This is a genomic window from Nocardia sp. CDC160, from assembly GCF_035818795.1.
Classification (GTDB): domain Bacteria; phylum Actinomycetota; class Actinomycetes; order Mycobacteriales; family Mycobacteriaceae; genus Nocardia.
In genome coordinates, this window is record NZ_JAYKYT010000012.1 from 102,519 (window position 1) to 123,189 (window position 20,671).

Consider the following 20,671-nt stretch of genomic DNA (forward strand, 5'->3'; position numbering starts at 1 on the left):
CGAATACTCGTGGACGTATATTCGTAGACGAGTAAGGAGGTGCCGGATGGCCCGCAAGCGCAAGGTCGCCAATCTGATGGGTTTGGCGGTGCTCTCCGCCGTCGTGGTGCAGCCCATGCACCGGTACGAGATCGCTGCCAGGTTGCGGATGTGGGGCAAGGACACCGACATGAACGTCAAGTGGGGGTCGCTCTACACGGTCGTGGACAACCTCACCAAGCACGGCTTCCTGGAGATCATCGGCAGCGAGCGCGACGGTGCGCGGCCGGAGCGGACCATCTACCGGATCACCGAGGCCGGGCGGGCCGAACTCATCGACTGGACAAGGGAACTCATCTCCGAGCCGGAGCCCGAGCAGAGCCGGTTCGTGGCGGGCCTGTCCGTGCTGTCGGTGCTGCCGCCCGACGAGGTCATCGACCTGCTCGACCAGCGAATCAGCAAGCTGGACAAGACCATTGCCGAATCCCGCGCCCAATTGGCCGCTCTGGAAGGCACAGTGCCGCGCCTTTTCCTGGTCGAAGAAGACTATGAGCTGACCATGCTGGGCGCGGAGGCCGATTGGGCTCGCGCCCTGCGCGATTCGCTGGCCGACGGCAGCTTCCCGGATGTGGAGGGCTGGCGGTCCTGGCATCGCGACGGGGTCATGCCCCCGGAGATCATCGAACTGGCGGAAGGGGGTGCGCCCACACCGCACACCGCACAGGACTGATCGCCTACCGATCAGAACGGACCGGGCCCCGACGGGGTGCTGCAACACCACCGCCGAAGCCCGGAATACACCGTCTCGAACCGCGTCCGTGCAGGCGAACCCGGCACCGAGTTTGGCAACTACAGGATAACTGGGTTCTCCACACGCGCGTCGGTTCGGGGTTTATCGAAGTCTTCGAACACTTCTCGGGAGAGAACCATGTCCATCAACTCCGCAATCGTCATCGGCGGCGGCATCTCCGGTCCCGTGACCGCCACCGCACTCCACATGGCCGGTATCGACGTCACCGTCTTCGAGGCCTATCCGGGGCCTGCCTACGGCATTGGTGCCAACCTGGCGCTCGCGCCCAATGGTGTCGCCGCATTGGAGATCGTCGGGGCCGCCGACGCCGTGCGCGCACTCGCCGTACCGGCCAGCAAGTCGTCGATGTCGGTGAACGGCAAGCGCATCGACCTGCCGGGGCTCGAGAATATCGAGCCGCTGCGGATCATCGACCGCGCCGACCTGCATCAGGCCCTGCACGACACCGCCGTGGCCACGGGCGTGCGGTTCGAGTACAACAAGCGACTGACCGACGTGGAAGAGCATGCCGGTGGCGTGACGGCGATCTTCGCCGACGGCAGCAGCGCCACCGCGGATGTGCTCATCGGGGCGGACGGGATCCGATCCACCGTGCGCACGCTGGTGGACCCCAAGGCACCCGGCCCGACCTACCTGAACATGCTCGGCTTCGGCGCCTACGTCGACTGCGACCTGGACCTGGAGCCCGAACGCATGACCTTCGCCTTCGGCAAGCGGGCCTACTACCTGTACTGGTCCATGCCGGACGGCCGGGTGGCGTGGGGCGCGAATCTGCCCAGCGAGCGGTACTACTCGCTGACCGAGGCTCGCGCCGTGCCGGTCGAGCAGTGGCTGCGCCAGCTGCGCGAGGCCTACGCCGGGGAGGATCCGGGCGAACTCCTGGCCCGCAGCACCACCCCCGAGCAGCTGGCGGTCATCGGGGCCTTGAACATCATGCCGCCGGTGCCGCACTGGTACCGGAACCGGCTGGTGCTCACCGGCGATGCCATCCACGCGCCCAGCAATACCTCCGGACAGGGGGCGTCGCTGGCCATCGAGAGCGGTATCGAGCTGGCCCGCTGCCTGCGCGATATCGACGATCCCGCACAGGCTTTCGCCACCTACGAGGCGCTGCGCCGTCCCCGGGTGGAGGGTGTCGCGGCCCGGGTCGCCCGCATGAACCAGACCAAGGCGGCCGGACCCATCGCCCGCAAGGCCATGCAGCTCATGATGCCGCTGATGTTCAAGCGCATGGATCCAGAGAAGGCGTTCGGCCACGAACAGCGCTTCCGCATCGATTGGGAGGCCACGGTCCGACCGGCGACCGTCAACGCGTGATCACGAACTAGATTGCGGCACAACGCCCGTCGTGACGAGCTCACGACGGGCGCTGTGTCGTGCTCAGCGGCCGACCGGAAGGGCGTCGGGGCGGTCGGCCTCGTCGAGGAGCTTGGTGGCGATATTGTCGAGGGCCTGTTCGAGCAGCTCCCGGTCGCGCGGATCGTTGGAATCCCAGTCGGTGAGTTGGGAAGCGAGCCAACGCTTCCACGCGCCGCGCACCCGGTCGACCTCCCGCGCGCCCTTGTCGGTAAGGGTGAGTTCCTCGCCGCTGCGGCTCAGCAGACCCTCGCGTACCGCCTTGTCGTAGACCGGACCGATCAATTCCGCGGGGATCCAATGGGTTCGGGCGATATCGGCGAGGGTGGCACTGCCGCGCAGGTGGTTGTACATACGTACCTGCCCCAGCGCCCAGGCCTCGTCGCGGCCGAGTGAACTGCCCGCCGCCGCAAGGATTTCCGGGTCGGGAACGGCATTGTCGCGCGACTTGCGCAGCACCCGGGCAATGGCCCGCTCCAATTGGACCAGGCGATCGGCGGAGTCCGGCATGGAGAACTGCTCACCCACATCGGTGGCCTCGGCGCGGGAGCTGTCGCGCAGCGTCACCTGCTTCAGGAAGAACGCCACCACGAACCCCAGCAGCGCCACCGGCACCACCCAGCGGAACACGAACTCGATCGAGTCCGCGTACGCCCCGACAATGGGCGCGGCCTGCTGGCTCGGCAGGTGACGCAGCGTATCCGGGTTCTGCGCCGCCGCGGGCGGCACCCGCGATTCGATCAGTGCCGCTTGCAGATTCGGCCGCAGCTTGTTCGAGTAGAGGGTGCCGAAGACGGTGGTGCCGAACGCGCTGCCGATGGTCCGGAAGAAGGTGACGCCGGAGGTCGCCGTGCCCAGATCCGAATAGGGAACGCTGTTCTGCACGGCAATGGTGAGCACCTGCATGGCCAGACCGACGCCCAGGCCCAGAATCAGCATGTACAGCGACATCACCCAGAAGCTGGTGCCCGGGCCCATGGTCGACATGAGGTACAGACCCACCGCCATGACCGCGCAGCCGAGAATCGGAAAGACCTTGTAGTGCCCCGTCTTTCCGACGATATTGCCGGACAGGATCGAGGTGAAGAACAACCCGACCACCAGCGGGAGCGTGCGCACCCCGGACGCGGTCGCCGAAACCCCTTCCACGTATTGCAGATACGCGGGCAGGTAGGTCATCGCGCCCAGCAGCGCGAAGCCGACGATGAAGCTCAGGATCGAGCACACCGTGAACACATTGCTGCGGAACAGGTGCATGGGCAGCATCGGTTCGGCGGCCCGGAACTCGGCGAACACGAAGGTCATCAGCAGCACCGCGGCCGCCAGGAACAGCCCGATGATCGTCGACGAGCCCCACGCGTATTCCTGTCCGCCCCATTCCAATCCGAGGATCAGGCAGGTGACGCCGACGGCGACCAACGCGATGCCCAGGTAGTCCACGATCGGCTTGACGATCGCCTTGGTCATGGGAATGGTGCGGGCCGCCAGCGCGATCATGACGATCGCCAGGGGGACATTGACGTAGAAGCACCAGCGCCAGCTCAGGTGGTCGGTGAACAGCCCGCCCAGCGTGGGTCCGATGACCGTGGTGATGCCGAAGACCGCACCCAGCGCGCCCTGGTACTTGCCGCGCTCGCGCAGCGGGATGACATCGGCGATCAGGGCCATGGAGGTGACCATGAGCCCGCCCGCGCCCAAACCCTGGATGGCGCGGGCGACGATGAGCAGGGTCATGCCATGCGAGAGTCCGGCGATCATCGAGCCGATGATGAAGATCGCGCCGCTGAGTTGAAAGATCAGTTTGCGGCCGAAGAGGTCGCCGAACTTGCCGGCCAGCGCGGTGGCGATGGCCTCGGCCACCAGGTACGAGGTGACCACCCAGGCCATGTGCCCGGCCCCGCCCAAATCGGCCACGATGGTCGGCAGGGCGGTGGAGACGATGGTGGAGTCGAGCGCGGACATGAGCATGCCCAGGGCGACGGTTCCGAAGATGACGTTTCTGCGCGCCCGACTCAATGGCTGCGGCGCGACGGGCTGGTCGGCGGTGACGCTGGCACCGGTCATCGGCCCAGTATCTTGCGCTCACCAGGAATGATGCGGCAACGACACGGCAAACCGGGCGATCCGAAAGGATGCGGCTCAGTTATCCGACCGCGTAGCCGTCAGTTCTCCCGGACCGCGTAGCCGCCGAGCGCCGGTTCCAGCAGGTCGAAGGCGGTCGCGGCGTACTCGGTCAGCGCCGCGGCAATGGCCTCGTTCGACTCCCCCGCCGCCGTGCGGCGCAGCACCTCCTCGAACAGGGTCCGATGCACGCCGCCCAGGACGGTGGCCGCCACCCGTGCCGTGAAATCGTCTGTGGCCGCGCCGGTTTCCTCGGCCAGCGCCTCGGCCAGCAGGCGCTCGCGGTCCTCGTGGAATTCGCGCAGCCGCGCCACCAGCGCGGGACTGCCCACGAGCAGGGCCGCGAAGGCCGACCCCGAGAAGCCCGCCAGCACGGCGTCCTTGCGGGCGATGGCCTCGAGGTACGCGCGGCGCAGCGCGGTCAGCGCCGATTCACCCGCGGCCCGCCCCCGCACGGTGTCGGCCGGGCCCGAGACGAAGGCCTCGCGAATATCCAGCACCAGGTCTTCCTTGCGCGGGAAGTAGTTCGTCACCGTCATCTTCGCGACCTCGGCGGCCTCCGCGATCTCGGCGATGGTGACATTGTCGTACCCGCGGTCCAGGAACAGCCGCGTCGCGGTATTGGAGATGTTCTGCCTGGTCTGCAGCTTCTTGCGCGCACGCAGGCCGAGGGGCGCGGCGGTATGCGAGGATGTCACAAACTCATTATCAACACTTTTTTATGACTGTCACAAGTTTGAGTCCCGAGCTCCGGGCTACCGCCGTAACTTACTCTGAAGTAAGGTCGAACAAACGACTCGAATTGTGAGGTCAACTGCCATGGCATGGAAGCCAAGCGAAATTTCGGACCAGTCCGGGCGCACGTTCGTGATCACCGGCGCCAATGGCGGGCTCGGTGAGCAGACCACCAAGGTGCTCGCGGGCAAGGGCGCGACCGTCATCATGGCCTGCCGCAATGCCGCGAAAGCACAGGAGGTCGCCGACCGCATCGACGGCGACGTGCGGGTGGCGACCCTGGATCTGGCCGACCTCGCCTCGGTGCGCCAATTCGCCGACAGCACCGGCGAATTCGACGTGCTCATCAATAACGCGGGCCTGATGAACATTCCGTTCTCGCGCACCAAGGACGGGTTCGAAACCCAGTGGGGCGTCAACCATCTCGGCCACTACGCGCTGACCGGGCTGCTGCTGGATCGGATCCGCGACCGCGTGGTCACCCTGGCCTCCATCGCCCACAAGCAGACCCCCAAGCTGTGGATCGACGACCTCAACTACGAGCACCGCCGCTACCAGCGCAATCTGGCCTACGCCCAGTCCAAGCTGTCGAACCTCATGTTCGCCCGCGAACTCCAGCACCGGCTCGAGGCGGCCGGATCGACCAAGCGGTCCTACGCCGTGCACCCGGGTGTCTCGGCGACCGATCTGTTCGCGCGCACCGAAACCCCCGTGGACAAGATCTCCAAGCCGTTCGTCCGGATCATCGGCCAGTCGCCGTTCCACGCGGCCTACTCCTCGCTGTTCGCGGCCACCAAAGCCGATGCGGATCCGAACACCTACTGGGGTCCGACCCGCTGGTTCGGTAGTCAAGGTCCGGTCGAGGCGTCGCCGTCCAGCAAGATCTCGCAGGATCGCGACTTGCAGCGCCGTCTCTGGGAAGAGTCCGAGCGGTTGACCGGCGTCACATACAAGTTCTGATCTGCGCACCTGCCTACTACGCCGCCCGTAGTAGGCAGGTACCGTGGAGGTCGTGTCCGCTCCCCATCGCCGTCCGGCCCTGATTATCTTCGTGATCGTGGCCTTCCTGGCGTGCCTGGGATTGGGCTACTGGCAGTGGACGCGGTTCGAATCGGGCGGCGGCACCTATCAGAATCTCGGCTACGCGCTGCAATGGCCGTTGTTCGCGGGATTCGTGGTGTGGGCCTATGTGCGATTCGTGCGGTTGGAGAAGGAGGCCGTCGAGGACGAGGCTCCCGCTCCGGAGGTAACCGCCGAGTCCACGCCGAGCAGCGCTCCCGCGCGGCCGCGTCGGCCGAAATCGGCGGCGCCGCGCGAGATTCCGGCGGGCCTGCTGCCGGAGCGACCCAAGGCGGCCGCGGACTCCGATCCCGAGATCGCCGAATACAACAGGTACCTGGCCGAATTGCACGCCCGCGACATGGACGACAAGGTCCGCGACGCCGGGCTGCACCACACCGAGAGGAGCGCCGGTTGAGCACCCGCGACAACTCCGCACAGACCCCCGTCGCCGGTGAGACCACACTGGCTCCCCGCCCGCTCGGTGCCGCGACGCCCGAGAAGATCCGCGGCGCGCTGATCCGCTACCGCGCGCTGGCCTACATCACCGGTGTGTGGCTGCTGGTGCTGTGCGGCGAGATGATCTACAAGTACCTGATTCTCGACGACTCCAGCACCGCCCCGCACTGGTTGTTCTACATCGGCCAGGTGCACGGCATCTTCTACATGATCTACTTGGTCTTCACCATCGACCTCGGCATCAAGGCCCGCTGGAAGCCCCTCACCACCGCGCTGACCTGCCTGGCGGGCACGATCCCGTTCCTGTCCTTCGTGTTCGAGCACTACCGCACCCGCGAGGTCAAGGCCGCCTTCGGGCTCTGAGCGACAGACCAAAACAGCGCCCCGCCGAGGAATCGGCGGGGCGCTGTCGTTTTAGGTTGGGGCGGTTCAGCTCTCGGCCAGGGCGGCCAGGGCCGGGAGGAGTTGGCGCAGGGCGCGGCCGCGGTGGGAGGCGGCGTCCTTCTCGGCCGGGGTGAGTTGGGCCGAGGAGACCTCGCCGCCGTCGGGGAAGAACAGCGGGTCGTAGCCGAAACCGCCGTCGCCCACCGGCTTTCGGCCGATGACGCCGGGCCATTCGCCGCGCACGACCTCCTCGACGCCGTCGGCGACCAGGGCGCAGGCCGAGACGAAGCGGGCCCCGCGGCGCTCGTCGGGCACGTCGGCGAGCTGGGCCAGCAGCAGTGTGTTGTTGGCCTCGTCATTGCCGTGGGTGCCGGACCAGCGGGCCGACAGGACACCGGGCATGCCGTTCAGCGCGTCCACCTCGAGACCGGAATCGTCGGCGACGCAAGGGATTCCGGTGGCGGCGAAACCGTCTCTGGCCTTGGCCAGGGCATTGCCCTCGAAGGTGGCGGCGGTCTCGGGAGCTTCCGGATACTCCGGCACGTCGTTCAGGCCGAGGATCTCGATGCCCGCGACGCCCGCCTCGTCCAGGATGCGGCGCAACTCGTTGAGCTTCTTGGCATTGCGGCTGGCGACCAGGACGCGGCTCATCGCTTCTTGGACTCCTCCGGTTCGGGCAGCACGCCCGGGTATGGCAGCGCGAGGGCCTCCTTCTGCACCACGAACAGCTGCTCGCAGCCCGCGAGCGCGGAGTCCAGGAGCTTGTCGAGGGTGGAGCGCGGGAAGGTCGCGCCCTCGCCGGTGCCCTGAATCTCGACCAGGGTGCCGGTGTCGGTGGCGACCACGTTCATATCGACCTCGGCGCGCGAATCCTCCTCGTACGGCAGGTCCAGGCGCACCCGGCCGTCGACGACGCCGACGCTCACCGCGGCGATGGCGCAGGAGATCGGCTGCGGGTCGGCCAGTTTCCCGGCCGCGCCCAGATAGGTGATGGCATCCGAGAGCGCCACGTACGCACCGGTAATGGCGGCGGTGCGGGTGCCGCCGTCGGCCTGCAGCACGTCGCAGTCCAGGGCGATGGTGTTCTCGCCGATGGCGGCCAGGTCGATGCAGGCGCGCAGCGAACGGCCGATGAGCCGGGAGATCTCCTGGGTGCGGCCACCGACCTTGCCCTTCACCGACTCTCGGCTCGAGCGGGTGTGGGTGGCGGCGGGCAGCATGGCGTATTCGGCCGTCAGCCAGCCCAATCCGGAATCCCGGCGCCACGGCGGCACCCCGTCGGTGACGCTCGCGGTGCACATCACCCGCGTCCCACCGAACTCCACCAGCACCGACCCCGCCGGGTGCGAGGTGAATCCCCGGGTGATCTTCACGTCGCGGAGTTCGTCATCCGCCCTGCCATCGGCTCGTTTCGACACGGCAGACAGCCTAACGGGCAGTCAACACCCTGTGTTCACCCCCCGCTGAAGCTCAGATGTCGAAGACCTCGCCCGGGGACACCGCGTGGACCGGTCCGCTGAACACAGCTTTCGCTTCGGCGATGACGTCTTCGCGGGAGGTCCAGGGCGGGATGTGGGTGAGGAGGAGTTCGCCGACTCCGGCGCGGGCGGCGATCAGGCCCGCCTCGTGGCCGGAGAGGTGGATGCCGGGCGGGCGGTTGGCGGGGTCGTGGGTCCAGGAGGCTTCGGAGAGGAGAACGTCTGCGCCGCTGGCTAGTTCGAAGACCTCGTCGCACACCGCGGTGTCGCCGGTGTAGACCAGGGTGCGGCCCGCGGCGGTGGTGATGCGCAGGCCGTAGGACTCCGGCGGGTGGTACATGCGGCGGGCCTCGACGGTGTGGCCGGGGCCGAAGGTGATCGGCGTCTCGGTCTGCCAGACGCGCATGTCGATGACATCGGACCAGTCGTCGGTCTCGCCGCCGATCTCCGCGGAGGCGTTGCCGATGCGCAGGGAGGTGTCGGTCGGGCCGTAGACGATGGCCTTGCCCGTGGGCGGATTCGGGTGATACCGCCGCCACACCAGCAGGCCCGGCAAATCCAGGCAGTGGTCGGCGTGCAGGTGGGTCAGGAAGATGTCGACCTCACCCGGATCCAGGTGGCGTTGCAGCGCACCCAGCACCCCGGGACCGAAATCGATGACTGTCGGTGTCATATCCGGGCCGGACACGCTGCCCGAGCACCCGATCACGGTGAGGCGCATTCCCCCATGCTGCCACGCTGCATTCTCACTCAACGGAGGGATCCCCCAAATCGCCGACCGCGTCCAGCGTCACCCCTGCGACGCGAGACGGTCGGCGTCAGCCCCGCGACGATGACGACGTTCATTCGATGAGAGTACCCACCCGGCAACCACTCCACCTATCGCCCCGAAAAGATGTCCTTGCCAAGAGATTTGCGGGTTGCCGGGCAGGACGCCCCACAGAATCGAGCCGTAGAGCACCAGCACCACCAGCCCGACCGCGATCTGCAACACATTCCGGGAGAACCAGCCCCAGCAGAGCAGATAGGTGAGCCAGCCGAAGACGAGCACCGAGGCACCCACCGACACGCTGTTCGCGGGCGCGGTCAGCCACTGCCCGAATCCGGCGATCACCCAGATGATGGCCGTCGCGGTGAGCCCGCGCCCGATCCCGGTCAGCAGCGCGAGCAGCCCCAGCACGATGACCGGCAGCGTGTTCCCGATCAGGTGTCCCCAATTGGCGTGCAGCACAGGCGCGAAGAGAATGCCGACCAGCCCCTCCTCGCTGCGCGGCCGGACTCCCGCATTGTCGAGCTCATTGTTCGTGACGCTATTGACGCCCTCCACGCCATACAGCAACGCCGTGAACCCCAAGGTCAACGCAATGGCCCGCTGCCACAGCAACTTCAGAGCAGCCGTACTCCCCGCCCCACTGCCCACCGTCGGTTTCGCCAACTGCCCCCGCAACCGCGCGATCCGATCCGGATCGAACGACGATCCCATCCCACTGCCGCCGCTCATCGCAAGACCTCCTAGGCCGCCTGCCCCGAGCCTACCGCCGCCACGGACCCGCGCGCCCTCGGGGAAATACCCTGACCGCGAGCGCCTCGCCCAGCCAGGGGGACCGCCCGCGCCGGGGCGGTTCCCCGCCAGCGCCCGAACTTCGCGAACCGTGCAGGCCGCGGTCGGCAGGCGTCTCGGCCCAGCGCTCGAGGGCCGGGTCCGCGAATGCCACGCGCCCGCTGCGTTTTCGCAGCGGGCGCGGAGGTCTGGCGGCGGAGTCAGGCCCAGAGTTGGCCGTCGAGTTTTTCTTCGGCCTCTTCGAGGGTGCCGTCGTAGGCGCCGGTGGAGAGGTATTTCCAGCCGCCGTCGGCGACGACGAAGGCGATGTCGGCGCGTTGACCGGCCTTTTCGGCCTTTTTCGCGACGCCGAGGGCGGCGTGCAGGATCGCGCCGGTGGAGATGCCCGCGAAAATGCCCTCTTCGGAGACCAATTCGCGGGTGCGGCGGACCGCGTCGTAGGGGCCGACGGAGAAGCGGGAGGTCAGCACGGACTCGTCGTAGAGCTCGGGGACGAAGCCCTCGTCGAGGTTGCGCAGGCCGTAGACGAGTTCGCCGTAGCGGGGCTCGGCGGCGACGATGTCGATGGTGGGGACCTTTTCGCGCAGGAAGCGGCCGGTGCCCATGAGGGTGCCGGTGGTGCCCAGGCCCGCGACGAAGTGGGTGATCTCGGGCAGGTCGGCGAGGATTTCCGGGCCGGTGGTCTCGTAGTGGGCCAGGGCATTGGCCGGATTGCCGTACTGGTAGAGCATCACCCAGTCCGGATGCTCGGCGGCGATCTGCTTGGCCAGTGCCACAGCCTGATTGGAGCCGCCCGCGGCCGGGGAGTCGATGATCTCGGCACCGAACATGGTGAGCAGCTGACGGCGTTCGACCGAGGTGTTCTCGGGCATGACGCAGATCAGCCGGTACCCCTTGAGTTTGGCGGCCATGGCCAGCGAGATGCCGGTATTGCCGCTGGTCGGCTCGATGATGGTGTCACCCGGGGTGATCTTGCCCTCGGCCTCGGCCTGCTCGATCATGCGCAGCGCCGGGCGGTCCTTGATGGACCCGGTCGGATTGCGGTCCTCGAGCTTGGCCCACAACCGCACGTGATCGTCACCGTCCCATTTCGGGGACAGGTTCTTCAGCCCGACCAGCGGGGTATTGCCGAGTGTCGCGATCAGCGACTCGTAGCGCGCCACGGTTACCGCGAGCCCCCGGCGACCGCCGGGAGGATGGTGACGGTGCCGCCGTCGGTGACCTCGGCCTCGAGCCCGCCGGTGAAGCGCACGTCCTCGTCGTCGATGTAGATATTGACGTAGCGGTTGAGCTTGCCGCCATTGAGCAGCTTCGCCTCCAGGCCCGGGTAATTCGCCTCGAGATCGGCGATCACCGCGGCCAGGGTCGCACCCTGCGCCTGAACTCGCTTCTCGCCCTTGGTGATCGGACGCATGATGGTCGGAATGGACACGGTGACCGACATGAGTGGGGACTCCTTGTGTTTCGTTCGGGCTCAGGCGGATTGGCTGTAGGCGGGCACGATCTCGACCGGCTCCTCGGTGACCACGCCCTCGAGGATGCGGTAGCTGCGCAGCTCGTGTCGCTCCGCATCGCGGGTGGAGATCAGCACGTAGTGGGCATTGGGCTCCGACGCGAAGGAGATGTCGGTGCGGCTCGGATACGCCTCGGTCGCGGTGTGCGAGTGGTAGATGACCACCGGCTCCTCGTCGGCGTTGTCCATCTCCCGCCACAGGCGCAGCTGCTCGGTCGAGTCGAACTCGTAGAAGGTCGGCGAGCGCGCGGCATTGATCATGGGAATGAACCGTTCGGGGCGATCGGAGCCCTCGGGACCGGCGATGACACCGCACGCCTCATCGGGGTGGTCGGCGCGCGCGTGCGCGACCATTGCCTCCACGAGGTCCGCCCTGATCACCAGCACAAGTCGCATCCTTCCGCTCGACCCCGGCCCAACGGCCGAAACGCTGTCGTCAACAGGTGAGAATATGCGGCTATTCCCGGTGAAACGGCTCACACCCCCGCGGGGCCGTCGAACAGGTCACGGTAGGCCGGGATGCCCGCCACCGAGGTCGCGGACAGGATCGCGTCCACGATCGCGCGCTCAACGCAGACCGCGGCGGCCGTGCACAGCTGGTCGAGAACCAGCAGCTCCGCCGGGAAGGCCGGGGGCAGTGGGACATTCGGCGGCTGCTCGGCGGTGCCGGTGGCCAGCGCGAAGAGGGTGTCGCCGTCCAGCGGCGAATGCGCGGGGCGGATGGCGCGGGCCAGACCGTCGTGTGCGGTGGCGGCCAGGCGCTGACAGCCCGCCGGATCCAGCGCGGCGTCCGTGGCGACCACGCCGATGGTGGTGTTGAGGACCGCGCCCTTGACCGCCAGCGCATTGGCCGCCGCCAGCTGCTCCGCGGTGGCCGGTCGCAGTCCGAAGTGTTCGGGGCCGTCGGTGCCCGCGCCCCACGGGAATCCGGTGCGCGGGTCGAAGACCGAGCCCACGGGATTGGCGACGACTACCGCGCCGACGGTGATGCCCGCGGCCGGACCGTCGGTGAATCGCACACTGGCCGTGCCGATTCCGCCCTTGAGCGAGCCCGCCCGCGCACCCACGCCCGCGCCCACCGACCCGCGCGCGAAGTCGATGCCCGCGTCCTCGGCGGCCAGGAAGCCGAAGTCGGCGTCGGGTCGAATGTGCCACGCGCCCACCGGAAGATCGAAGATGACCGCGGCGGGGACGATCGGCACCACGCGGGCCGGATCGGCGGGATCCATCGGGATACCCTCCCTGTGCTCCTCCAGCCAGCGCATCACGCCGTCGGCGGCGGCCAGGCCGTACGCGCTGCCGCCGGTCAGCAGGATCGCATTCGCCTGTCGCACAGTGTTTTCCGGACTCAACAGGTCGGTCTCGCGGGTGCCCGGGCCGCCGCCGCGCACATCCACCGACGCGACCGCCCCGCCCGGTACCCGCACCACGGTGCAGCCGGTGGCCGCGCCCGTGCCCAGGGTGGCGTTCGGGTCCAGCGCCTGATGGTGGCCGACCAGCACGCCGGAGACGTCGGTGATCGAATTCCGCGGTCCCGCAACACTGTTCACGGCAGCTTCCCGTTCGCCGGAGGGACAGATCTCAGGGCAGGGGACAGCTCTCAGGGCATCAGCGCTTGGATCAGCGAATCCTGCATCCAGGTGAGCCAGTGGTAGACCTCGAGGCTCGGGCCTCGCGGGTCGTCATCGGCGAAATGATCGGGCGTGTCGGCGTCGATCTCCAGCGCCGTGCCCAGCGCCAGGCGAACATCGTTGAGCGCGGTGAGCCAGGCGTCGGCCTGCTCCTGGGTGATGACGATCTTGCCGCCCTGCGGCGGGAGGGTTTCCAGAATGACCAGTCCGGCGGCCACCTTGGTCTCGATGATCTCCGGCTCGTGCAGGCTGCGCAGCGCGCTGTTGAGGTCGGCGCGCTCGGCGTCGGGGGAACCGGGTTCGGGGCGGTGGAAGTCCGGTAGCAGCCGGGCCAGGCGCGGATCGTCGGGCGGGGTGGTGTTGCCCAGCTGTAGCCCGGTGAGGGCCGCCAGCTCGTCCTCCGGCGCCGAGCGGGCCCGATCGGTGAGCAGTCCGGTGACCGCCCCGACCAGCGAACGCAGCACGTCCGCCTCGTGGGCGTCCATTTCCGAACGCAGTTTCAGCCCGCCCAGGGAGTTCTTTCTGCTCCACTTCCGCACGGGATAACCGTAGTCGTCTCGGTCAGTCGTCACGTTGCATGGTGGCCCACAGCCCCGCCGCGTGTAGGCGCTGTACGTCGTGTTCCATCTTGTCGCGGGAACCAGCCGACACCACGGCCTTGCCCTCGTTGTGGACCTTCAGCATGAGCTCGGTTGCCTTGCCTTTGCTGTAGCCGAAGAGCTTCTGGAAGATGTAGGTCACGTAGTGCATGAGGTTGACGGGATCGTCCCAAACGACGGTGACCCACGGCCGGTCCTCGGCCTCCAGAATCTCGGAGTATTCGATGGCCTCCGGTGTCGCCTGTGCCGCCGACAGTGTCACGTTCGCGCCGCCCGGACCGGCGGCGACCCGGACATCGTCGTGATTACACAGACCCATAACGTCCAGGGTACGACCTGACATCCAAGAAACAACAGCCCAGGCGACACGCCGTGCCGGGCGGAAACCACGATCGGACGCCCGGGCGTGGCGCGTGGTCGAAGGCACGGGCGCGGTTGTGCTTACAGTGGGTCTCGTGATGATCGCGGACGGACTGACCAGTACTGCGCTACTGACGGATCAGTACGAGCTGACCATGCTCGCTGCGGCGCTCGGCGACGGATCCGCCCAGCGCCAGTGCACCTTCGAGGTATTCGCCCGCAGATTGCCCAATGGCCGCAGGTACGGCGTGGTCGCGGGGACCGGGCGATTGCTCGCGGCGCTGAGCGAATTTCGCTTCGGCGACGCGGAACTCGCGGTCGCCGAACGGTTCCTGGACGCCAAGACCCTGGAATGGCTGCGCGACTACCGTTTCGGCGGCGACATCGACGGCTACCGCGAGGGCGAGCTCTATTTCCCCGGCTCCCCCATCCTCACCGTGCGCGGCACCTTCGCCGAATGCGTGCTGCTGGAAACCCTGATCCTGTCGATCTACAACCACGACAGCGCCATCGCCGCCGCGGCCGCCCGCATGGTGAGCGCCGCCGGTGGCCGCCGGATGATCGAAATGGGTTCGCGCCGAACCCATGAGCTCGCCGCACCGGCCAGCGCCCGGGCCGCCTATTTGGCCGGCTTCGACGCCACCTCCAATCTGGAGGCCGCCCGCAGCTTCGGCGTGCCCAGCGCGGGCACCAGCGCGCACGCCTTCACGCTGCTGCACTCCGGCTCGGACGGCTCCCACGAGGCGGCGGCGTTCCGCAGCCAGGTCCAGGCGCTGGGCGTGGGCACCACGCTGCTGGTCGACACCTTCGACATCACCCGCGGCGTGGCCACCGCCATCGAGGTGGCCGGGCCCGAATTGGGCGGCGTGCGCATCGATTCCGGCGATCTGGGCGTGCTGGCCCGGCAGGTGCGCGATCAGCTCGACGGGCTGGGCGCGGTCCGCACCCGCATCGTGGTGTCCGGTGACCTGGACGAATACGCCATCGCCGCGCTGCGCGCCGAACCGGTCGACGTGTACGGCGTGGGCACCTCGCTGGTCACCGGATCCGGTGCGCCGACCGCGGGCATGGTCTACAAGCTGGTCGAGGTGGAGGGCATTCCGGTAGCGAAACGCAGTTCCCACAAGGAGTCTCGCGGCGGCACCAAGCGGGCGGTCCGGCTGGCGCGGGGCACCGGCACGATTGTCGAGGAAATCGTCTACCCGGCTGCCGCGGCGCGGCCGGAGCCGAACGGCTTCGAGATCGCGGAGCTGCAGGTGCCGTTGGTTCGCAAGGGTGAGGTGGTCGGCGACCAGCCGACGCTGGCGCAGAGCCGGGAACTGGTGGCCAAGGGCTTGGTCAGCCTGCCCTGGGAGGGCCTCAAGCTGTCGGCGGGCGAGCCCGCTATCCCGACGACTTTTCTGAGTTGAGCCGCCACCACAGGGCCGCCGCGACCAGCGCGGCGGGCAGGGCGAACAGCGTGGCCTGCGCCAGTTCGCCCACGATCTCGCCGAATTCGAACGAGATCTCGTGCCACAGCAGATTCGCCACCACACTGGCGATCTCGAACGCCACGAAGAACCGCAACGCCATGAGCGCGGCACTCTTCATCACTACCCCCGGACCGTCGCCGACGTCGCCGTGGACCGGTCGGGCACCGGGCGGCACAATGCAATACGAGCGGCTCACCGTCCCGGTTCAGCCGCCGTTTCCCGGGAGGTCCCGCCCATGAGCCGAGCCCTGATCGTCGTCGACGTGCAGAACGATTTCTGTGAGGGTGGATCACTGGCCGTCGCGGGGGGCGCGGCCGTGGCCGAGCGCATCACCGAATACCTGGGTGTCTCCGACTACGCCGCCGTCGTCGCCACCCGCGACTTCCACATCGATCCGGGCGCGCACTTCTCCGCCACCCCGGATTACCTCGACACCTGGCCCCCGCACTGCCGGGTCGGCACCCCGGGCGCGGAGTTCCACCCCAACCTGGACACCGCCCCGATCCAGGAGGTCTTCTCGAAAGGCGCCTATACCGCGGCCTATTCGGGCTTCGAGGGCACCGCCTCCGACGGCTCGACCACCCTGGCCGACTGGCTGCGCGAGCACCGGATCGACGCCGTCGACGTCTGCGGCATCGCCACCGACCACTGCGTGCGCGCCACCGCCCTGGACGCCCGCGCCGAGGGCTTCGACACCCGCGTCCTGCTCGGCCTCACCGCCGCCGTCTCCCCCGAAACCCTCGCCACCGCCCTCGACAAACTCCGCGCCTCCGGCGTCGAACTGGCCGGGACCGTGGAGAGCTGACCGATCGCACGCCGAACCATCCGATCGGCGGAAATCGGTCCTGACAGGCGGCCCGCCGAGGTTTGCGACGGGGTTGTCGGGCGGGCGCAGTAATCTGGCCGCCGTGCCCGAACTGCCTGCCGTACCGAAGCTGTTGGCCACCGCTGTCGAGGCGTTGGGGGGTAAGGAGCGCTCGGGGCAGCAGACCATGGCCGCGGCGGTCGCGCACGCGATCGACACCGGGGAGCATCTCGCGGTGCAGGCGGGGACGGGGACGGGAAAGTCGCTGGCGTATTTGGTGCCGAGTTTGCGGCATTCGGTGCGGACGGGGCGGACGGTGGTGGTGTCGACCGCGACCATCGCGCTGCAGCGGCAGTTGGTGGATCGCGATCTGCCCCGACTGGCCGAGGCGCTGGCCACGCCGTTGGGGCGGGTGCCGCAGTTCGCGATTCTCAAGGGGCGCAACAACTATCTGTGCCTGAACAAGATCAATAGCGCGATTCCGGACGAGCCGGAGGCCGAACTGTTCGACGCCTTCGCCATTTCCAAGCTGGGCCGCGAGGTGCAGCGCCTGCACGAGTGGGTGTCCGACACCGAGACCGGGGATCGCGACGAACTCGTGCCCGGTGTGAGCGATCGCGCCTGGCGGCAGGTGAGCGTGAGTTCGCGCGAGTGCCTGGGCAAGTCGCGCTGCCCGTTCGGCCAGGACTGCTTCGCGGAGAAGGCGCGGGCGGAGTCGGGGCTGGCCGATGTGGTGGTGACCAATCACGCCCTGCTGGCCATCGACGCCATCAGCGGCATTCAGGTGCTGCCCGAACACGATGTGGTGGTCGTGGACGAGGCGCACGAACTGGTGGACCGGGTGACCGGCGTGGCCACCGCCGAGCTCTCGACCACCGCCATCAGCGCCGCGGCCAAACGGTGTTCGAAGCTCATCGACGAGCAGGAGGTGGATCGACTCGAGGGTGCCGCCGAGGCCTGGCACCAACTGCTCGACGAACTGAACCCGGGACGCTGGGATCGCCTGCCCGAGGGCGCGGCGCCGGTGCTGGCGCTGATTCGCGACGCGGCCTGGAACGCGCGCACCGCGCTGGCCCCGTCGGGCGGCAGTGCGGCACAGGGCGATCCGGAGGGCGCGGCGGCCCGCAATCAGGCGCTGGCGGCCGTCGAGGAGGTGCACGACGCGGCGGTCCGCGTGCTCACCACCTTCGAGGAGGCCGACCCGTCGGCGCACCGCGATGTCATCTGGCTGGCCTCGGAGGAGGTGCGCGGGGTCCCGCGCCGCACCCTGCACATGGCCCCGCTCTCGGTGGGCGGTCTGCTGCGCAGTCGCCTGTTCGGCACGGCCACCGTGATTTTGACCTCGGCCACCCTGCAGATCGGCGGCTCCTTCGACAATCTCGCGGTGACCTGGGGCCTGCCGCCGCAGTCGGCCTCGAAGGTGGATCCCGCGCTGGCCAATGGCGCGGAGGCCCCCTCCGACGAGAAATCCCTGCGCTGGAATTCGGTGGACGTCGGTTCGCCGTTCGACCACGCGAAGTCCGGAATCCTGTACGTGGCAAAGCATCTGCCCGCGCCGGGTCGCGATGGCCTGCCGCAGTCGTATCTGGACGAGATCGAGCGTCTCATTCGCGCGGCGGGCGGGCGCACCCTCGGGTTGTTCTCGTCCATGCGAGCGGCCAAGGCGGCCACCGAAATTCTGCGCGAACGCCTCGACACCCCGATCCTGTGTCAGGGCGACGACGCCACCGGCGCACTGGTCCGCAAATTCGCCGACGACCCGGAAATCTCACTCTTCGGGACACTTTCGCTGTGGCAGGGCGTGGATGTGCCGGGCCCGTCGCTGAGTCTGGTGATCCTGGACCGCATTCCGTTCCCGCGCCCGGACGATCCGCTGCTGGTGGCCCGGCAGCGCGCGGTGGAATCGCATGGTGGCAATGGTTTTCTGTCCGTCGCCGCCAATCACGCGGCGCTGCTGCTGGCGCAGGGAACGGGCCGTTTGCTGCGCAGTACCGACGATCGCGGTGTTATCGCAATTCTGGATTCGCGACTCGCCACGGCGCGCTATGGCGGTTATCTCCGAGCATCATTGCCGCCCTATTGGGAAACGTCCGATCCCCAAGTTGTGACAAAAGCTCTCGAAAGACTGACAAATAGTGTCGCGCAAATGAAATGACGTTTGTGAGAACAGTCACAGGGCTGGTCCCCACTTCCGATCGGAAGTAAATTGGCTTTCGATACTCCGGTGAACCCCCAATTCCCACATCGGACGTGTCCGTCGTCCCCGCGCCAAGCCCTGCACGCGGCGCGGGGACACCGAAAACCTTTTTCGGCCGCTTACTTCGCGGCGAGCGTGACGAGTGCGGCGACGATCGCCAGCACCACCGCTCCGACTCCCCACACCACACCCTGACGCTGCCACGGACGACCGTGATCGAGGGAGATGCGGCCCGGGCCCGCGAAGGCGAAGGTGACCGACGCGATGGCGTACACCGCGGGCAACTCCCACATGGCGAAGCCATTGCCGCGGGTCACATTCAGCGCATTGAGCATGGTGCCCAGCGCGATCGCCGCGCCCAGCGGAGTCAGCAACCCGAGCACCAGCAGCAGACCACCGGTGATCTCGCTCAGCCCGGCCAGGGTCGCGAAGAACTTGCCGGGGTCGTAGCCCATGCCGCCGAAGGCCTTTGCCGTGGCGTCCAGGCCGTAGCCGTTGAACCAGCCGAACAGCTTCTGGCTGCCGTGCACGGCCAGCAGGCCACCGAAGCCCACGCGGGCCACGAGCAGGCCGATATCGGTGCCGGTCACGCCGTTCGCGGCGGCGGTCTCACGAGTGGTCGCGTTGAGGGTTGCGGTCATGTCGGGTCCTCGTCTTTCGGGTCTTGCGGCTCTGGGGCGATTCCAACCGGACCATGGTCCGCTTCGGAGCTTACAGTAGGTCCCAACGAAATCGGGCGCGAGGCCATTCCAGCCGCGCGCCCGATCTTGTGAATGTCCTTACTTGGCCAAGAACCAGAAGTACGAGAGGAAGATCGCCATGAGCAGCCACATGATCGGATGCACTTCCCGCGCCCGCCCCTTGGCCACCATGACCACCGGGTAGAACAGCAGACCCATCGCGATGCCATTGGCGATCGAGTAGGTCAGCGGCATCATCACCACGGTGATGAAGGCCGGGACCGCGTATTCGAGCTTGCCCCACTCGATCTCGCCCAGCGACCGCGCCATGAGCACGCCGACCACGATGAGCGCCGGGGCCGTGACCGCCGAGACATTGGCGAACACCGCGAACAGCGGGAAGAAGAACATGGCGATCATGAACCAGCCCGCCGTCGCGACCGCGGTCAGACCGGTGCGGCCGCCCGCCGAGACACCCGCGGTGGACTCGACGTACGCGGTGGTGGACGAGGTGCCGATGATCGCGCCCGCGGCGGTGCCGACCGAGTCGGCGGCCAGCGCCTGACCCGCGCGGTCGAGCTTGCCGTCCGCGGCCAGCAGCCCGGCCTGCTTGGCGACGCCGATCAGGGTGCCCGAGGCGTCGAAGAAATCGACGAACAGCATGGTCAGCACGACGATCACCATCTGCCCGGTGAAGGCGTTGGGCAGGTGGATGATGGCCTGGCCGAAGGTCTGATCGAGCCCGTGCGGCAGCGCGGCCACCGAATCCGGCATCTGCACCAGACCGCACACGATCCCCATCACCGCGGTGGCGAGGATGCCGTAGAGCACCGCGCCGTGCCAGCCCAGCACCAGGAACACGATGGTGACGACGAGACCGAACATGGCCAGCAGGGTGGTGCCGTGGTGGAAGTTGCCCAGGTGCACCAGGGTCGCCGGATCCGAGACCACGATGCCCGCGCTCTTGAGGCCGAGGAAGGCCACGAACATGCCGATGCCCGCGCCGACGGCCAGCTTCATCTGCATGGGGATGGCCTCGATGATCTTCTCGCGCACCTTGGTCACGGCCAGCACGAAGAAGATGACACCCGAGAGGAAGGTGCCCGAAAGGGCTTCCTGCCACGGGATTCCCATGTGCAGGACGACGGTGTACGCGAAGAAGGCGTTGAGGCCCATGCCGGGCGCGAGCGCGACCGGGTAGCGCGCCCACAGGCCCATGACCAGCGTGCCGAAGATGGCGGCGACGGCGGTGGCGGTGAAAACCGCCTGGATGGGCATGCCCTTGTCGTGGAGATCGCCCGCGGGGCCGTCGCCCAGGATGCGCGGGTTCACCGCGAGTACGTAGGACATGGCCAGGAACGTGATGGTTCCGGCCATGAGTTCGCGCTTGACGGTGGAACCGTGTTCGCTGATGCCGAAGTACGCGTCGACGCGCCCCTTGGTGCGCGTAAGCACGTCGGTGCTCATGTGT

Annotated in this window: 23 protein-coding genes; 8 read left to right on the plus strand and 15 right to left on the minus strand. The window is 67.9% G+C overall.

Annotation, left to right across the window (positions count from 1 at the left end; all coding sequences use genetic code 11):
• The first annotated feature begins 46 nt into the window (after positions 1 to 46).
• Entirely contained in the window at positions 47 to 709 is a 663-nt protein-coding gene (locus VMT40_RS38990; RefSeq protein ID WP_326364707.1) for a PadR family transcriptional regulator, read from the plus strand.
• Positions 710 to 907: 198 nt separating this feature from the next.
• Positions 908 to 2,107: an FAD-dependent oxidoreductase gene (locus VMT40_RS38995; protein WP_326364708.1), complete on the plus strand. Its 1,200-nt coding sequence runs from the start codon at positions 908 to 910 to the stop codon at positions 2,105 to 2,107.
• Between the two features lie 63 nt (positions 2,108 to 2,170).
• Here the strand turns inward: VMT40_RS38995 and VMT40_RS39000 are convergent, their stop codons facing one another.
• Entirely contained in the window at positions 2,171 to 4,210 is a 2,040-nt protein-coding gene (locus tag VMT40_RS39000; RefSeq protein ID WP_326364709.1) for an MDR family MFS transporter, read from the minus strand.
• 98 nt (positions 4,211 to 4,308) lie between these two features.
• The gene (locus VMT40_RS39005) at positions 4,309 to 4,965 is read right to left on the minus strand and encodes a TetR/AcrR family transcriptional regulator (RefSeq protein WP_326364710.1); all 657 of its coding nucleotides are present in this window, start codon (positions 4,963 to 4,965) and stop codon (positions 4,309 to 4,311) included.
• Positions 4,966 to 5,086: 121 nt separating this feature from the next.
• Here VMT40_RS39005 and VMT40_RS39010 point away from each other — a divergent pair, with 121 nt between their 5' ends.
• The 3 genes from VMT40_RS39010 to VMT40_RS39020 are packed head-to-tail and all read left to right on the plus strand — an operon-like array spanning position 5,087 to position 6,883.
• Positions 5,087 to 5,962 carry an oxidoreductase gene (locus tag VMT40_RS39010; protein WP_326364711.1) on the plus strand — a complete coding sequence of 292 codons (876 nt, stop codon included), beginning with the start codon at positions 5,087 to 5,089 and terminating at the stop codon, positions 5,960 to 5,962.
• 52 nt (positions 5,963 to 6,014) lie between these two features.
• The gene (locus VMT40_RS39015; protein WP_326364712.1) at positions 6,015 to 6,479 is read left to right on the plus strand and encodes a transcriptional regulator; all 465 of its coding nucleotides are present in this window, start codon (positions 6,015 to 6,017) and stop codon (positions 6,477 to 6,479) included.
• Positions 6,480 to 6,526: 47 nt separating this feature from the next.
• Positions 6,527 to 6,883: a DUF3817 domain-containing protein gene (locus VMT40_RS39020; RefSeq protein WP_326364745.1), complete on the plus strand. Its 357-nt coding sequence runs from the start codon at positions 6,527 to 6,529 to the stop codon at positions 6,881 to 6,883.
• A gap of 66 nt (positions 6,884 to 6,949) precedes the next feature.
• On the opposite strand, the gene VMT40_RS39025 is transcribed toward VMT40_RS39020, so the two are convergent.
• The 10 genes from VMT40_RS39025 to clpS all read right to left on the minus strand — a co-directional run bounded on the left by VMT40_RS39025 (position 6,950) and on the right by clpS (position 14,005).
• Positions 6,950 to 7,555: a non-canonical purine NTP pyrophosphatase gene (locus VMT40_RS39025; protein ID WP_326364713.1), complete on the minus strand. Its 606-nt coding sequence runs from the start codon at positions 7,553 to 7,555 to the stop codon at positions 6,950 to 6,952.
• Positions 7,552 to 8,322 carry a ribonuclease PH gene (rph, locus tag VMT40_RS39030; RefSeq protein WP_326311233.1) on the minus strand — a complete coding sequence of 257 codons (771 nt, stop codon included), beginning with the start codon at positions 8,320 to 8,322 and terminating at the stop codon, positions 7,552 to 7,554. The genes VMT40_RS39025 and rph overlap by 4 nt, the downstream gene beginning before the upstream one ends.
• 52 nt (positions 8,323 to 8,374) lie before the next feature.
• On the minus strand, positions 8,375 to 9,103 hold the full coding sequence (locus VMT40_RS39035) for an MBL fold metallo-hydrolase (protein WP_326364714.1): 729 nt from the start codon (positions 9,101 to 9,103) through the stop codon (positions 8,375 to 8,377).
• 69 nt (positions 9,104 to 9,172) lie between these two features.
• Positions 9,173 to 9,883: a rhomboid family intramembrane serine protease gene (locus VMT40_RS39040; RefSeq protein ID WP_326364715.1), complete on the minus strand. Its 711-nt coding sequence runs from the start codon at positions 9,881 to 9,883 to the stop codon at positions 9,173 to 9,175.
• 260 nt (positions 9,884 to 10,143) lie between these two features.
• Positions 10,144 to 11,106, minus strand: a complete 963-nt coding sequence (locus VMT40_RS39045; RefSeq protein WP_326364716.1) for a PLP-dependent cysteine synthase family protein — start codon at positions 11,104 to 11,106, stop codon at positions 10,144 to 10,146.
• A 2-nt stretch (positions 11,107 to 11,108) separates the two neighbouring features.
• Entirely contained in the window at positions 11,109 to 11,387 is a 279-nt protein-coding gene (locus VMT40_RS39050; RefSeq protein WP_326364717.1) for a MoaD/ThiS family protein, read from the minus strand.
• A gap of 30 nt (positions 11,388 to 11,417) precedes the next feature.
• Complete coding sequence (locus VMT40_RS39055; protein ID WP_326364718.1) at positions 11,418 to 11,843, minus strand: M67 family metallopeptidase; 426 nt, start codon at positions 11,841 to 11,843, stop codon at positions 11,418 to 11,420.
• Between the two features lie 89 nt (positions 11,844 to 11,932).
• Positions 11,933 to 13,006, minus strand: coding sequence for a P1 family peptidase (locus VMT40_RS39060; protein ID WP_326364719.1), 1,074 nt, complete (start codon positions 13,004 to 13,006; stop codon positions 11,933 to 11,935).
• Positions 13,007 to 13,056: 50 nt separating this feature from the next.
• Positions 13,057 to 13,626: an oxidative stress transcriptional regulator AosR gene (gene aosR / locus VMT40_RS39065; protein ID WP_326311892.1), complete on the minus strand. Its 570-nt coding sequence runs from the start codon at positions 13,624 to 13,626 to the stop codon at positions 13,057 to 13,059.
• A 22-nt stretch (positions 13,627 to 13,648) separates the two neighbouring features.
• Complete coding sequence (gene clpS, locus VMT40_RS39070; RefSeq protein WP_326311226.1) at positions 13,649 to 14,005, minus strand: ATP-dependent Clp protease adapter ClpS; 357 nt, start codon at positions 14,003 to 14,005, stop codon at positions 13,649 to 13,651.
• Positions 14,006 to 14,144: 139 nt separating this feature from the next.
• On the opposite strand from clpS, the gene VMT40_RS39075 reads away from it, so the two are divergent.
• On the plus strand, positions 14,145 to 15,455 hold the full coding sequence (locus tag VMT40_RS39075) for a nicotinate phosphoribosyltransferase (protein WP_326364746.1): 1,311 nt from the start codon (positions 14,145 to 14,147) through the stop codon (positions 15,453 to 15,455).
• On the opposite strand, the gene VMT40_RS39080 is transcribed toward VMT40_RS39075, so the two are convergent.
• On the minus strand, positions 15,430 to 15,636 hold the full coding sequence (locus tag VMT40_RS39080) for a hypothetical protein (protein ID WP_326364720.1): 207 nt from the start codon (positions 15,634 to 15,636) through the stop codon (positions 15,430 to 15,432). The genes VMT40_RS39075 and VMT40_RS39080 overlap by 26 nt on opposite strands.
• Before the next feature lie 117 nt (positions 15,637 to 15,753).
• Here VMT40_RS39080 and VMT40_RS39085 point away from each other — a divergent pair, with 117 nt between their 5' ends.
• Both VMT40_RS39085 and VMT40_RS39090 read left to right on the plus strand, forming a co-directional pair.
• Positions 15,754 to 16,323: a nicotinamidase gene (locus VMT40_RS39085; protein WP_326364721.1), complete on the plus strand. Its 570-nt coding sequence runs from the start codon at positions 15,754 to 15,756 to the stop codon at positions 16,321 to 16,323.
• A 103-nt stretch (positions 16,324 to 16,426) separates the two neighbouring features.
• Entirely contained in the window at positions 16,427 to 18,478 is a 2,052-nt protein-coding gene (locus VMT40_RS39090) for an ATP-dependent DNA helicase (RefSeq protein WP_326364722.1), read from the plus strand.
• Positions 18,479 to 18,639: 161 nt separating this feature from the next.
• Here VMT40_RS39090 and VMT40_RS39095 read toward each other — a convergent pair whose 3' ends face one another.
• Both VMT40_RS39095 and VMT40_RS39100 read right to left on the minus strand, forming a co-directional pair.
• A complete protein-coding gene (locus VMT40_RS39095) occupies positions 18,640 to 19,161 on the minus strand; it encodes a DoxX family protein (RefSeq protein ID WP_326364723.1) in 522 nt (173 codons plus the stop codon).
• A gap of 138 nt (positions 19,162 to 19,299) precedes the next feature.
• Complete coding sequence (locus VMT40_RS39100) at positions 19,300 to 20,667, minus strand: NCS2 family permease (RefSeq protein WP_326364724.1); 1,368 nt, start codon at positions 20,665 to 20,667, stop codon at positions 19,300 to 19,302.
• Positions 20,668 to 20,671: the final 4 nt, after the last annotated feature.